Below are 14,282 nucleotides of genomic sequence, written 5' to 3' on the forward strand. Positions count from 1 at the left end.
GCGGTGAACACGCAAGGCAGGGTTGTGGCCGTTTTAGGCCCCACCAACACGGGTAAGACCACTTACGCGATCGAGCGTATGTTGGGGCATCGCTCGGGTATTATCGGTTTGCCGCTACGGCTGCTCGCGCGCGAGGTCTATGACCGCGTTGTTGCGGCGCGGGGCCCTTCGGTTGTGGCGTTGGTGACGGGCGAAGAGCGTATCGTGCCGCCGCGCGCGCAATATTGGATCTGTACGGTGGAGGCGATGCCCGAGGGGATGGGCGCCGATTTTGTCGCCGTGGATGAAATCCAGCTATGCGCTGATCCAGAACGGGGGCATGTCTTTACCGACCGATTGTTGCGGGCGCGTGGGCTGCACGAGACCCTGTTTATGGGGGCTGACACCATGCGCGGCACCATCGCGTCGCTGGTGCCAGAGGCGCAATTCATCAAACGCGAAAGAATGTCCGAATTAACCTACGCAGGTCAGAAAAAGATAAGTAGGATGCGCCCTCGCAGCGCAATTGTGGGGTTTTCGGTTGAAAATGTATATGCCATTGCCGAGCTGATCCGCCGCCAAAAGGGCGGTGCAGCGGTTGTGATGGGGGCGTTATCGCCGCGCACGCGCAATGCGCAGGTCGAGATGTATCAAAACGGCGAGGTTGACTATCTGGTGGCGACGGATGCCATCGGGATGGGGCTCAATCTGGATGTGGATCACGTGGCGTTTTCCAGCCTGTCGAAATTCGACGGGCGCAGGATGCGACCATTGGCCCCAAATGAGCTGGCCCAGATCGCGGGGCGTGCTGGTCGCGGCATGAAGGATGGGACTTTTGGCGTGACAGGCGATGCGAGGCCGCTGGACGATGGGGTCGCCCGTGCCATTATGGATCACCAGTTCAGCCCACAAAACAAAATCAACTGGCGCAATCCACGTTTGCAATTTGGCAGCATCCCGAATTTGGTGAAATCTCTGGAAGAGGCGCCAACCGACGAGCGATTGGTGAAAGCGCGCGAAGCAGATGACCTGCGCGTCCTTAAAACATTGGGCGAAGACGCGGAAATAGCGGCGCGTTGCACAAACGGCCCATCGGTGCGCCTGTTGTGGGATGTGTGCCGCATTCCCGATTTTCGCGGGATCAGTCACGCAGAACATGCAAACCTGTTGGAAATAATCTATAACTACCTGCATCAATACGGGTCGTTGCCTGATGACTGGCTTGCACGCCAGATCAAACGCATTGACCGCAAAGATGGGGATATTGACGCACTCTCGAAACGATTGGCGTTTATCCGCACATGGACCTACGTCACCCAGCGCAAAGGTTGGACAAATGACGAAAGTCATTGGCGCGGCGAGGCGCGTGTCGTAGAAGACAGACTGTCGGATGCGTTACATGCGCGTTTGACCGAAAAATTTGTAGATCGGCGTACATCTGTATTGTTGCGCCGGCTAGGACAGAAGGAAGCCATGGTGGCCGAAGTAAACGAGACCGGTGAAGTAACCGTAGAAGGCGAATTTGTAGGCAAGCTGGACGGGTTCCGTTTCCGCGCAGACAAAGGTGCTGGTACGGCAGAAAGCAAAACGATCAAGACGGCAGCATTGCAAGCGCTTGCGCCGCAATTCCATTTGCGGGCGGATCGTTTTTATAACGCGCCTGATACCGAAATTGATTTCACCGAGCAGGGGGGCCTTATGTGGGGCAACTCGGCTGTTGGTAAATTGGTGGCTGGCGCAGACGGTCTAAAGCCGCAAGTCGAAGTATTTGTGGATGATGTGGCTGGTCCTGATGTTTTGCAAAAGGTGCAGCGCCGCCTCCAGCACTTTATTGATCGCAAGGTCGCCGCGCTGTTTGAGCCGCTGATCGCCCTGCAAAAGGATGAGGCGCTGACGGGTCTTGCCCGTGGGTTTGCGTTCCGGATGGTTGAAGGGTTTGGTGTTCTGCCACGCGCTGACATCGCCGAAGAAGTGAAATCGCTGGATCAAGATGCCCGCGGCGCGCTGCGCAAGCACGGCATCCGCTTTGGTCAGTTCACCATCTTTATGCCGCTGTTGCTGAAACCTGCGCCAACGCGTCTGCGACTGGTTCTGTGGTCTTTGGTGAATGGTCTGTCCGAATTCCCCGAATCGCCCCCCCCTGGTTTGGTGACGATCCCTGTGGAATCTGGCGCGCCAGCCGGTGCCGACACAATGTCGGGCTATCGCAATGCCGGTACCCGCGCGATCCGCATCGATATGTTGGAGCGTTTGGCCGACATGCTGCGCAATGAAGATTCGCGTGGCGGCTTTGAAGCCAAGGCCGACATGCTGTCGATTTCAGGCACCACATTGGAACAGTTCGCTGATCTGATGCAGGGCTTGGGCTATAAAGCCGAAGCGGGCGAGCGCGCCAAAGTGAAAGCCGCGCCTGAAGGCGCTGTTGAGGCGCCTGCCGCTGAAGCGGAAGCTGCACCAAGTGAAGAGGCAGCGCCAGCAGAGGCCGCGCCTACTGAAGCCGCAGAACCAGAAATGGAAACTTTCTACACCTTCACATGGGCCCGCGCACCGCGCCGCCAAAACGCGGGTGGCGATCGTCCTAAAGGTAAGGGCAAACCGAACCCGCGTGGCAAAAAAGGCCAACGTGATGGTGGTAAAGGCGGCAAAAGCCAGAACTTCTCGGCGCGCCCGCCCAAGAAGGAAAAGCAGATCGATCCCGACAACCCGTTTGCTGCGGCTCTTATGGGCCTCAAAAACGACTCGTGAGCGAGGCTGCACCGCAAAAACTACGGCTGGATAAATGGCTGTGGTATGCGCGGTTCTTTAAAACACGATCTCTGGCGGCAACAATTGTCGCCGGAGGCAACGTCCGGATCAACGGAACACCCACATCAAAACGCAGCACGACCATTTCTGCGGGCGATGTTTTGACCTTTCCCAAAGACGATCATATCCGCGTTATTCGTGTCGAGGCATGTGGCACCCGCAGGGGGCCAGCGCCCGAAGCACAAGAACTTTACACCGATATGGCCCCGCCTGAGCGTGCCGTTCGGGAAAAAGTTCCTCACAACCCCGCATTTGAGGGAAAAGGGCGTCCGACGAAACGCGACCGCCGTCAGCTTGATCTTTCTAAGGCGCGCCATCTTGAATGATCCTCGCTGCTGGACTAGCTACAGGCTGAGCAATCCTGACAGAGACATCCTCCCATGACTTATATCGTGAACGACGCCTGCATCGCCTGCAAATACACCGACTGTGTCGAGGTTTGCCCGGTTGATTGTTTCTATGAAGGTGAGAACATGCTGGTGATCCACCCTGACGAGTGTATCGACTGCGGCGTGTGTGAGCCTGAATGCCCAGCAGATGCGATCCGGCCTGATACAGATCCAGAGATGGAAAAATGGGTTGAGTTCAACCGCAAGTACTCCGAACTCTGGCCTGTGATCATCACCAAGAAAGACCAGCTGCCTTCCGCCGAAGAGATGGATGGTAAAGAGGGTAAGATGGAGCTGTTTTCCGAGGCGCCTGGAGAGGGCGGTTAACCCGTTATCGGTGATTCGTGTTGTTTTGGGTGCAGCAGCGTTTTAGCGTTGCTGCATTGGCATTTTGCGCCTCTTTTAGGGGGGGCGATTTTGTGATATACTGTTGGGGATGATACGTTTTTACACACCCCTAGACGCCGCCCAATCACGGCGCAGCTAACCATTCAAATTTTAACGCATGACGCGCAGGCAATCGCCTGTTGCTGGGTGCGTTTGTTGTGCGTTGCCCCCATTGGCCGCGCCACAGTAGGAGCCTGAAGAGTATGAGTAAGTCCAAGAAACTAGATTTCCGCACGAACGAGTTTGTTGTTTATCCCGCGCATGGTGTGGGCCAGATCACAGACGTCGAAGAGCAGGAAATCGCGGGTACATCCCTAGAGCTGTATGTGATTACCTTTGAAAAAGACAAGATGACCCTGCGGGTTCCGACGCAAAAGGCGATTGAAATCGGCATGCGCGCGCTTAGCTCTCCTGACGTTATCGCGCACGCGATGAAAACGCTAAAGGGTAAGGCCAAAGTGAAGCGCGCAATGTGGTCGCGCCGCGCGCAAGAATACGAACAGAAAATCAACTCGGGCGATCTGATCGCAATTGCCGAGGTTGTGCGTGACTTGCACCGTACCGATGACCAGCGTGAGCAGTCCTATTCCGAACGTCAGCTGTATGAAGCAGCTTTGGAGCGTCTGACGCGAGAAGTTGCTGCTGTTGCTGGGGGTGACGAATTGGCGGCTGCTAAGCAGATCAGCGATGTGCTCGAAAGCCGTATCGCCCCAGCTGCCTAAGTCTGGATCGAAAATGATTGAAACGGCGTCTGAAATTCAGGCGCCGTTTTTCGTTACAAAAGCGCTGTGCAGCCCAGCAGGATCGCCACTTCGCTGAGTTGTTGTAACGCCCCTAGAACGTCTCCGGTTTGTCCGCCGATCTTGCGTTTGGCCAAAACCGCAACCGCCAGCGTTACGGCAATTGTCAGGGCGAAAGCCAATAATGCGGAAAACCCGATCAGGAAAATTGAGATCACCAGCCCAAGGGCCAGCGACGTGATGGCAAAAGCCGAACGCGGTTTTCCAACGCTGTGTGATAGGCCGTCTTTGCGCGCATAGGGCAGGCCAAACATCAGTACGGGCATGGCCGCGCGGGATAGAACAGTTGAAACGATGATTGCTGGCCACCAGACTGCCAGCAAGGCAGCAATCGCGCTGATCCGTAAAAGGGACACCGTCGTGAGAGCTAAAAGGCCAAATGTTCCGACCTGACTATCGCGCATGATCTCTAACCGGCGCTCTGGCGTATAGCCGCCCCACCAGCCGTCAAAAACATCCGCCAACCCGTCTTCGTGCATGGCGCCTGTAAGGGCCATCGTGGTGATGATCACCAGTGTCGCAGCCGCAAAAAGGGGGATTCCGACCCCCAGAGCCGATTTTCCAACAACCACTCCGACCGCCCCAACGATCACCCCGATCACGGGGTAGGCCCAGACAGCTTTTGCGCTTTTGTCAAAGGCACCCTGTGGGAGTTGAGGCAGGGGAAGACGCGTCAAAAGGGCCGCAGCCAACAAAACCTGACGTAGCGGGTCGTTTTTATCCATGACGTTGCCCCTTTCAATGCTTGTGAGCAGCGCTTTATTGGGTAAACAGGCTGGAACGATCTGGCAATAAGGGGTTTCTGGGATGGCTGAGTTTTCTGATCTTGATGGTTTTCGCGCGGTACTTGCTGCATTGCCACAAATTGATTCAACAGCGCGGGACGGTGCGGCGGAACGCAACGGGCAACTGACCAAGCCTCCGGGGGCTTTGGGGCGTCTGGAAGAGCTGGCGCAATGGTATGCTGGCTGGCGCGGCAACCCTCAACCGCGCGTTGAAGCGGCTCAAGTGATCGTTTTTGCGGGCAACCACGGTGTTGCAGCCCAAGGGGTTTCCGCCTTCCCACCAGAAGTGACCGAGCAGATGGTGATGAACTTTCAACACGGCGGCGCCGCGATCAACCAATTGGCGCGCGCGGCGGGGGCGCAACTGGATGTGCATGCGTTAGAGCTGGATCGCCCGACAAATGATTTCACCCAAGGCCCTGCGATGAGCGAAACAGATGTTGTTTCGGCGCTGGCTGTTGGTTGGGATGCGGTGCGAGCGGAGAGTGATCTGCTTGTCGTTGGCGAAATGGGGATCGGCAACACCACACCTGCCGCGGCTTTGGCTGCCGCTTTGTTAGGGGGCGAGGCGGCTGAGTGGACAGGGCGTGGGACAGGCGTAGATGACGCAGGTCTGGTTAACAAAACCCGCGTTGTGAACGAAGGTCTTGCGCTTCACAAAGGGCAAGGCGACGGGGTAGAGATGCTGCGCCGTCTAGGCGGGCGTGAACTGGCCGCCATGGCTGGGGCGATCGCGCGCGCGCGCAGCTTGCGCATCCCTGTTATCCTTGACGGGTTTATTTGCTCGGCTGCGGCTGCTTGCCTTGCGGATAGCTCACAGGGGGCGTTGGACCATTGCGTTGCAGGCCACCAAAGCGCTGAGGGTGCCCATGCGCGGCTGTTAGGGGCGCTAGGCAAAGAGCCATTGCTATCGCTTGGCCTGCGGCTAGGCGAAGCATCAGGCGCCGCCCTTGCTATCCATATCGTCAAAGCAGCGCTGGAATGCCACAGCGGTATGGCCACCTTTGCCGAGGCAGGCGTCACAGACGCCTGAGCCTAAGCCTGAGCGCGGGTTAGCCCTGCTTGTTCTCTTTCTCGGCCGAAAGGTCGAGGAAGGCCGTCTCGAGATCCTTTTGCAATTCCTTCGCACGCGCGACATAGGCTTTGTTGTTTTCGGGCAGGACATCGGGGTCCCATAGTTGGGCCAATTCGCGGACGGATGTTCGGTCATGATGGTAGAACATCTTTTCCGCTTCGGCGGCTTCATATTCGGACAGGCCCAAGTTTTCCAAAACATAGCGACCAGCGCGAAGAGAGCTGTCAAACAGTTCGCGCACGATGTCATTTGCGCCCGATTGATAGAGATGAAATGAATCAATTCGGTCGTTGGCGCGGGCAATGATATGCAATTCGGGGCACATTTTGCGGGCGTATTTCACCAGCTTACGGGCGGCTTTAGGATCATCAAGGGCCACAACCAGCACCCGCGCATCACCAAGGCCCGCCTTGCGGAGAATGTCAGGCCGCGTGGGATCACCCAAAAAAGCCTTAAAGCCAAACCGCCGCATCACTGCGATGGCATCAGGGTTATGGTCCAGAACCACGGTTTCGAAACCAGATGCCTGAACCAACCGGTTCACAATCTGACCAAAACGCCCAATGCCTGCGATGATAACAGGGCCTTCCTGATCAATCTCGTCATCTGGCGGGCGCACCGAGGCATCAGCACTGCGTTTGGAAATCATATCAAAGAGGATAAAGAGGAGCGGCGTAATCAGCATGGTCAGCGCAACGACCAGCAGCAAGGTTTCCGCCACCGCATCCGGAATAACGCCGGTTGTGACGGAAAAGCTGACCAATACAAATCCAAACTCACCTGCTTGGGCCAACCCCAAGGCGAACAACCACTGATCGCGCCCATGTAGTTTGAACAACCGCCCCAGCCAGAAAAGGATGAGACCCTTTACCAGAATTACCAAAATCGCCATTCCAAAGATAATGACAAAGTCAGAGGCCAGCAGCTCAAAGTTAATGCCAGCCCCAACGGTAATAAAGAAGAGCCCCAAGAGGAGACCTTTGAACGGCTCAAGATCGGTTTCCAGCTCATGCCGGAACTCGGAACTTGCCAGAACAACACCCGCCAGAAACGCGCCAAGGGCGGGGGAAAGCCCGACCAGCATCATGATGAAAGAGATGCCAACAACGATCAGCAAAGCAAGGGCGGTATACATCTCGCGCAGCTTGGCCGAATGGATGAAACGAAAGACAGGGCGGGTAAAGAAAACGCCCATGATGATGATCGCTGCAATTGCCCCGATCGTAACAAGAGGCACACCCCAAGCAGGAAGCATATCAATAAAGGTAAAGGCTGCATCGGCACCATGGCCGCCATGGTCATCCCCATGCCCGCCGTTCTGGGCCCCCTCTAGCGTGATTGACCCATCCGGAGAGACAACCGCGCTAGGCATTGTCACGGCGATAAGCGGCAGAAATGCCAACATGGGAATAACGGCGATGTCTTGGGACAGCAGAACAGAAAAGACGGACCGCCCACCGGCGGTGCGCATCAATCCTTTTTCAGAAAGGGTTTGCAACACAATGGCTGTTGAGCTGAGCGAAAGCGTCAGCCCGATGGCCAAAGAGACTCCCCAAGGTTGGTCATAGGCCATCGCAATTCCCATAAGGGCCAATGTGCTAAGGCCAATCTGTAGCCCGCCAAGGCCAAACAGCTTGTGGCGCATATCCCATAGGGCGCGCGGCTCTAGCTCTAGCCCGATGAGAAACAACATCATCACAACGCCAAATTCGGCAAAATGTTGCAGATCTTTGGTCTCGGCCCCGACAAGCCCCAAAACCGGCCCGATTAAGATCCCCGCTGCCAGATAACCCAAGACCGAGCCTAGCCCTAAACGGGCTGCAATCGGTACAGCGATCACCGCAGCTGCTAGATAGATCGAGGCCTGAAACAGGAAACCTTCCATTAAATGTCTTTCGTATTTGGCCTGAGAGGGCGTTAATCTGTAGGGAGAGGGCCATCCCTTTTGAGCTGGTCCATAACGATCTGGCTATGCACGCGGGCAACGGCCTGATGGGGCAGCAGAATATCGTGAATCAGCCGGTTTAGGGCGGGTAGGTCTTCACAATACACGCGCAACAGGTAATCCGCATCACCCGTCATCGCCCAAGCACTAACAATTTCACCGCGATTGGCGATCAACCGCGCAAAGCTGGTGGAGTTTTCCGGCCCATGGGTGCTTAGGTAAACCTGAACAAACCCCTGCACGGCCAAGCCCAGCTTTCGCGGATCTACCTGTGCTGTGTAGTTTTGGATTACACCGTCAGCTTCCAGCTTTTGCCGCCGCCGTCCGGCCTGAGAAGGAGAGAGGTTGAGCGCCTCGCCAAGTTGTTGGGCCGTGAGCTGTGCGTCTTTTTGCAATGCGGCCAACAGGCGGTTGTCGATATCATCGAGCATGGTGCGAACCTTTTGAAGTTACGTCTGATATTTTGCGCAAATTCCGTATGGGGGCTAGGGCTGATGTGAATACGATGCACAGGTTGCTGTGATGGCGCTGTTTTGTGTCACCTTGATGACGGCGCGCTGGATAAGCGCAGTTTTGACTGAAACGGTTGGGGCAGTGGGGCAAGGAAGAGACGCCTTAAGGCATCTTCAGCACAACATTCCGCCCGCCTTTGGAATAGCGTAATTCCGAATTGCTGATTGCCGAAATCCGACCCCCATCAATACGATCACCAACACGAACTTTCTTGTAGCGGCCATTTGACAAACGAACCAAGGCGCGACGGCTGGACGGTTTGCCGTAGACGCCGATCAGGTTAACCTTGCGCAGGTTGATCGCGTTTTTCACTGTGGCGCTGCGGGCAACCGATGCTTTAGAGGGCACTTTGGGCGCGACAGTGCGAGGTGCAACTTGGGCGGCGGCCGCAACGCGGGTTTCTTTGGGGGCTTTGCTTTCGGCGCGTTTGACGATGCGGGCAAAATTGCGGGGCCGCGGATCGGGACGCGTGGATTTGGCAATTGCAAATTTGGTGCCACTTTGGACGGCTGCCGCTGCGGCCGCGGCTGCGGCAGCCGCCGCAGTTGCGGCTTCGGTTTCTGGTGTGGGTAGGGTCAGGGCTGCGGCCGCTGCGGCGGTAGCTGCTTCGGCAGCCGCTGCTGTGCGGGCTTCTTCAGCGGCTTTTGCGGCCTCTTCCTTCGCTTTTGCCTCTTCTTCGGCCTGTCTGGCGCGGTCCTGCAATGAACGGGGGCGCAGGGACGGGCGGAAGGCTGCCAGCTCAACCCTAGAAACACCCCCTAATTGGGCGCGCTCTGCCCGTTCGGACAAGCCACGAGGGCGGTTTTGGGGGCGGAATTGGAACAGTGGCGATGTTTCAGGCGCAACAACAGCAGGTGTTACACTGGGCTGGGTTGAAAAACGCGCGATTGTGGCTGGCGGCTTAACCGGAGGGCTGGCAGCAATCAGGGTAAAGCCACCTGGCGTGACAACACCCGCAGCCGTGGGAATAACCAGCCCGTTGGCATCAAGGGCGGTGGATTGCCCATAGGGCGGTGGAGAAAGCGCCGCAGCAAGTTGTACATTCGCCTCCAGCTCCTGAACCTCAGGCAGGGCAATGGCATCATTGGCAGGGCTCGCCCCATCAATGCCACTGCGATAGACGGGTTCGGGAATTGTATCCGGCGCGGCCAGCGGCGTGGTAGGGGCCAGCGGCCAGATGCCTGTTACCGCGTAACGTGCGGCGGCTTCTTGTTCCGTAATGACAGGTGTTTGAGGCTCTGGTCGCGCATCTTGTAGGGCATCCAGTACGGCAGTGTCTTCGGCGGATAATACAGGATCTAGGGCCGCAATCTGAACCGTTTCGCCTGTGGCCGGATCAGGATCTTCGGCGCCCTCAGTTGTGCGAATGATCTCTGGGTCGATCTGGTTTTCCAGCGCGGAGGCGGTTGTGCGATCATCATCGCGGCTGATCAAACCTGCCAGTCCTTCGTCCAAAAAGACAGCGGCCCAAGCCGCAACACCTGCAAGAAAGACCAGCAATATTGCGGTCATGATCAGGCCAAGGAAGCGAGGTTTGCCGCCAATCTGATCAGATCGCGCGCCAAAGACGGTCATGCGTTCTGCTTCGCTGCCCGCTGCGGCAACGCGTGTTGTTGGGGCAGGCACGGGGGCTGCTGCCCCTCCGCGTGGTTTGCGGCGGCTAAAGAACCCCGTTTTCGCAACCGCAGGTTCTGCCGCTGGGGGAACGACCTGCTGCTGTGTCAACGAGCTGCTGTCAGGCGCAGGTGTTTCCACCGCAGGTATGGCTACGCTGGCTGCTGTCGCGCGCTGGGCCCCGCCAAGCGGCTTGCCCGCCACGGGAGGCGCGCCGCGACGGCTGCTGAACCCGCTAGCGGTTGGTTCTGCCAGTGGTTGCTCGGCGCTAGGCGGAGATGTTTGTGCAGTCAGAGCCGCTGCAGCAGCAAGGGGGGCTGCAACAGGTGCGGCAACCCCGCTATCGCTTTCATCTCCCATAGGCTCATCAGCCTTGGCGGTGTCTGCTGTTTCTTGGGGGGCTTGCGAGGGGGGCACGGAGGGTTCAGCCGCAGCTTTTGGGGCTTCGGCGTTGGCCTCTTTTGCGACGGGTTCTACCGTAGGCGCGGTTTCAGCGCTTGGTGCTTTGGGTGTTGGTTCTGATTGTTTGGGCGCGGCTTGTGGCACTTCAGCATTTGGCGCTGGCTTGGATGCAGGCTCAGGTGTTGGCTCTGTTGGCACAGGCTGCTCGGGCTGAGCTGTGGGGGGCACAGTTGGTTCTGCCGCAAGAGGCAGCTCGGGCTGTGGGTCAGGCTCTGGCTTGGGGGGGGCGACAGGGGGTGTCGGCGACACTGTTTCAGGGGAAACCGCGCCGACGATGACAACTGCAATGCCATCCGCTTCAACACCCTCTCCCGGCTCTAGTAAATCGGTGGCTCCTTTGGTTGGACCAAAGAAGGGTTCACCAAGATAGGGCGCGTCACCCGGAACAGCGACAAAGCTGACGGGGTGGAAACGATGCTCGGTCGCAAAGGTTTCTGCCTCGGTCAGGGTCTCACGGGCGACAGCGGCAATATGGGTTTTGGGGCCATCAACGCTGATGTCATAGGCCAGTTCGGATAGCTCGTAGGGGGTTGCGTCATGCAAAGCGGTCTCGGCTGCTTTGCGCCGCGCGCTGTCCGACAGACCTGGGGTGTCGATTGTCAGATATTTGATCTGGCTTTCGGGAATCAGCAGTTTCGAGCGCACGCCACCAGGTTCTAGGCTGCTGGCGGTTTTGCGCAGCATCGCCAGTTCACCAGCTAAATCATCAGCGGTTACAGCAACTTCGCCGACTTCACGCCAGCCACCGGCAGCGCGGTGCAATAGTTTTATGCCTTCGAAAGACAGGGAAAGGGCAAAATTAGGCTTCATGCGTTGCCTCTATCACGGGTCTGATTAACCAACAACTTTGTATCCCAATAGGCTATCGCAAACAGACGTTTATGGAAAGGTCTGCAAGCGGATTTTGGCACAGCAGCCTTGAAAACGCTACGCGAGAGGGGCTCGCGTAGCGTTCGCCGGTTACGAGGCGGCTTGGCTTAATGCCTGATCCAGATCGGCGATCAGATCATCCGCGTTTTCCGTCCCGATCGAGACACGGACAAGGTTTGGCCCTGCGCCTGCTGCCTCTTGTTGCTCAGGTGTTAGCTGGCGGTGCGTGGTCGAAGCCGAGTGGATGATCAGGGAACGCGTGTCACCAAGGTTGGCAACATGGCTGAAAATCTCGAGTGAGTTCACCAGTTTAACGCAGGCGTCATAGCCGCCTTTGACAGCAAAGGTGAACAGGCCACCAGCGCCCTTTGGGCAGACATCTTTAACGCGGCTAAAGTAGGGCGATGATTCGAGGCCCGCGTAGGTGACGTAATCAATACGATCATCCGCCTCGAGCCATTTGGCGATTTTCAATGCGTTCTCGACGTGGCGATCCATGCGCAGGCTGAGGGTTTCAGTGCCCATTAGCGTATAGTGAGCGGCCTGTGGGTTCATTGTCATGCCCAAATCCCGCAGACCAATAGCGATCCCGTGGAAGGTAAAGGCAAGGTTACCAAAGGTTTCGTGGAATTTGAGGCCGTGATAGGCGGGTTCTGGCGCGCTGAGGGAGGGGAACTTATCCGTCGCGGACCAGTCAAAATTGCCGCTGTCTACAACACAGCCGCCAGTCACCGTGCCGTTGCCTGTCAGGTATTTTGTGGTCGAATGCACAACCAGCGTCGCGCCAAGGTCGATTGGGCGGCAGAGATAAGGCGTGGCTGTTGTGTTGTCGATAATCAGAGGAATCTGAGCCGCATCAGCGATGTCAGCGATGGCGCGCACATCCATAATGTAACCACCGGGGTTGGCGATGGCTTCGCCAAAGACGGCGCGGGTGTCACCATCAATGGCGGCTTTCACAGCATCGAGATCGTCAAAGTCTACAAACTTAACTTCCCAGCCGAACCGTTTGATTGTGTGGCTGAATTGCGTGACGGTACCACCATATAGGCGGGTGGAGGCTACGATATTCTTGCCGGGCATCATCAGCGGGAACAGGGCCATGATCTGGGCCGCGTGACCGGATGAGCAGCAAACAGCGCCAACGCCACCTTCCAGCGTCGCGATGCGTTCTTGCAAAACGGCGACCGTCGGGTTGGTTAGACGGGAATAGATAAACCCGACCTCTTGGAGGTTGAAAAGGGCGGCTGCATGATCTGCATCGCGAAACACATATGCTGTCGTCTGGTGAATAGGCGTTTGGCGCGCGCCTGTTGCTGGATCAGGGCGTGCGCCCGCGTGAATCTGTAGTGTGTCAAAACCGTGTGACATCGCATTCCTCCTCATTATTGTTGGGTAATGGTTACGGGACAGGCTGGTCACAAACAAGTGACGCGGCGGAAGATGAGGGAGGTCTTTGATTTGTAGGGATAAAAAGAGAGGTGATTTTCCCAGCTAGGGGCGGTTGGGAATTATTCCCACCCGAATCCGCGGCGCATCACGATGCAGCATGTAAGGGCGGGCCATTTACAGGGCGGAAAAGGGGGCGAGCCCGTATACGACTTGCGTCAGAGTATTGAAGGCGCGCAGGGTTAGCGCATCCAGTAGCCGTTGGACTTTAGCTGATTTCGGATGGCTTGCTCTTTGCGGGGAAGGTTCTCTCGATCAAATAGCGCGCGGGCTTTGGCGCCGCGCCCTTGGTAGATCATCCGCTTAATAGGGTCGTATGTTTTGAGAACCTTCTTCAGCTTGTTTGGCGCTGTCACGCTTTCCAGAACCGAAACAACATGATCGCTTTCGCGGGCATACAATAGGGGGAGAAGGCGGTAGTGGCAGCTGACGCTTCCGTCCAGCAACCCGTCTGGCAATGTATCGCGACCACCGCCAAGCGCATGGATGACCAAGGGCAGGGCGATTTGATCCAGCCAAGGATCAAAGCTTTGGGCGCACAGCTCAACCGGTGGGGTGTCACGAATGGCCAAAGCGTAGTCCAAGAACTTTGCGCCAAAGGCGTGCGGGCATTTGTAGAAAAAGAAGCCAGCATTAAAGTAGAGGTAGCGGCGCCAGTATTCATCGGGCTGGCTGAGGTCGAGCGAGCTGTCGAAATCTAACCCGAATTTATCGTAAAGCGATTTCCACAGGCCGCTATAGTCGGGGCCGTATAGTTGCGGATTTGGCCAAGTGCCTTCACGCCGCAAAGACGCGCTGGGTTTGTCAAAATCGAAAGCCACCGATGTGAGGTCGCCCGTGATCAACGTATCCGTGTCGAAAAAGACAAAGGGCTCTCCCTTGGGGAGGGCCGAGAGCATCTCGATCTTGTTGCCAAAGGGATAGCTTTCGCCAAAGTGTTTGTTTTCGAACGGGACAATTTCGGCGCCCATATCCGCCAACGCCTCGCGAATGGGCTGCGAACGCATGCTAGGGTCTTTGACCCAACGCGGCCCTGGCTGAGGTTCGGCAACTAGGATGCGCCCTTTGAAATCGGGGCTGTTTGCACGAAGAGAGGCGACGAAAATGAGCGCTTCATAGGATAAACGCCCGTTTTGGCCCACAATAGCCACGTTGAAAGATTGTTTTGCAGCTTTGGGGCGTGCCATACTCTGTCCTCAATTGCTCCTG

General features: G+C 57.0%; 11 protein-coding genes. 5 read left to right on the forward strand and 6 right to left on the reverse strand.

The features are described from left to right. Nucleotides 1-3 precede the first annotated feature (3 nt). The 4 genes from Z948_RS0113850 (at nt 4) to Z948_RS0113865 (ending at nt 4,282) form a co-directional block, all read left to right on the forward strand. A complete protein-coding gene (locus Z948_RS0113850) occupies nt 4-2,724 on the forward strand; it encodes a helicase-related protein (RefSeq protein WP_025060153.1) in 2,721 nt (906 codons plus the stop codon). Continuing rightward, nucleotides 2,721-3,110 (forward strand): RNA-binding S4 domain-containing protein, encoded by a 390-nt coding sequence (locus tag Z948_RS0113855; protein WP_025060154.1) that lies wholly within the window; start codon nt 2,721-2,723, stop codon nt 3,108-3,110. Before Z948_RS0113850 ends, Z948_RS0113855 begins: the two co-directional genes overlap by 4 nt. Before the next feature lie 54 nt (nt 3,111-3,164). Continuing rightward, on the forward strand, nt 3,165-3,500 hold the full coding sequence (gene fdxA, locus Z948_RS0113860) for a ferredoxin FdxA (RefSeq protein WP_025060155.1): 336 nt from the start codon (nt 3,165-3,167) through the stop codon (nt 3,498-3,500). Nucleotides 3,501-3,763: 263 nt separating this feature from the next. Beyond that, nucleotides 3,764-4,282, forward strand: coding sequence for a CarD family transcriptional regulator (locus Z948_RS0113865; protein ID WP_025060156.1), 519 nt, complete (start codon nt 3,764-3,766; stop codon nt 4,280-4,282). A 53-nt stretch (nt 4,283-4,335) separates the two neighbouring features. Here the strand turns inward: Z948_RS0113865 and cobS are convergent, their stop codons facing one another. Next, entirely contained in the window at nt 4,336-5,085 is a 750-nt protein-coding gene (cobS, locus tag Z948_RS0113870; RefSeq protein WP_025060157.1) for an adenosylcobinamide-GDP ribazoletransferase, read from the reverse strand. Between the two features lie 82 nt (nt 5,086-5,167). Between cobS and cobT the strand changes: the two genes are divergently transcribed. Further along, entirely contained in the window at nt 5,168-6,178 is a 1,011-nt protein-coding gene (gene cobT / locus Z948_RS0113875) for a nicotinate-nucleotide--dimethylbenzimidazole phosphoribosyltransferase (protein WP_025060158.1), read from the forward strand. Nucleotides 6,179-6,197: 19 nt separating this feature from the next. On the opposite strand, the gene Z948_RS0113880 is transcribed toward cobT, so the two are convergent. The 5 genes from Z948_RS0113880 to Z948_RS0113900 all read right to left on the reverse strand — a co-directional run bounded on the left by Z948_RS0113880 (nt 6,198) and on the right by Z948_RS0113900 (nt 14,260). Continuing rightward, nucleotides 6,198-8,105, reverse strand: a complete 1,908-nt coding sequence (locus Z948_RS0113880) for a cation:proton antiporter domain-containing protein (RefSeq protein ID WP_025060159.1) — start codon at nt 8,103-8,105, stop codon at nt 6,198-6,200. 32 nt (nt 8,106-8,137) lie between these two features. Next, nucleotides 8,138-8,596: an Lrp/AsnC family transcriptional regulator gene (locus tag Z948_RS0113885; protein WP_025060160.1), complete on the reverse strand. Its 459-nt coding sequence runs from the start codon at nt 8,594-8,596 to the stop codon at nt 8,138-8,140. A 184-nt stretch (nt 8,597-8,780) separates the two neighbouring features. Then, nucleotides 8,781-11,564: a hypothetical protein gene (locus Z948_RS0113890; protein ID WP_025060161.1), complete on the reverse strand. Its 2,784-nt coding sequence runs from the start codon at nt 11,562-11,564 to the stop codon at nt 8,781-8,783. Between the two features lie 150 nt (nt 11,565-11,714). Continuing rightward, nucleotides 11,715-12,995 carry an O-acetylhomoserine aminocarboxypropyltransferase/cysteine synthase family protein gene (locus tag Z948_RS0113895; RefSeq protein ID WP_245604581.1) on the reverse strand — a complete coding sequence of 427 codons (1,281 nt, stop codon included), beginning with the start codon at nt 12,993-12,995 and terminating at the stop codon, nt 11,715-11,717. A gap of 260 nt (nt 12,996-13,255) precedes the next feature. Then, nucleotides 13,256-14,260, reverse strand: a complete 1,005-nt coding sequence (locus Z948_RS0113900; RefSeq protein ID WP_025060163.1) for a hypothetical protein — start codon at nt 14,258-14,260, stop codon at nt 13,256-13,258. Nucleotides 14,261-14,282: the final 22 nt, after the last annotated feature.

This window comes from Sulfitobacter donghicola DSW-25 = KCTC 12864 = JCM 14565, assembly GCF_000622405.1.
Taxonomy (GTDB): domain Bacteria; phylum Pseudomonadota; class Alphaproteobacteria; order Rhodobacterales; family Rhodobacteraceae; genus Sulfitobacter; species Sulfitobacter donghicola.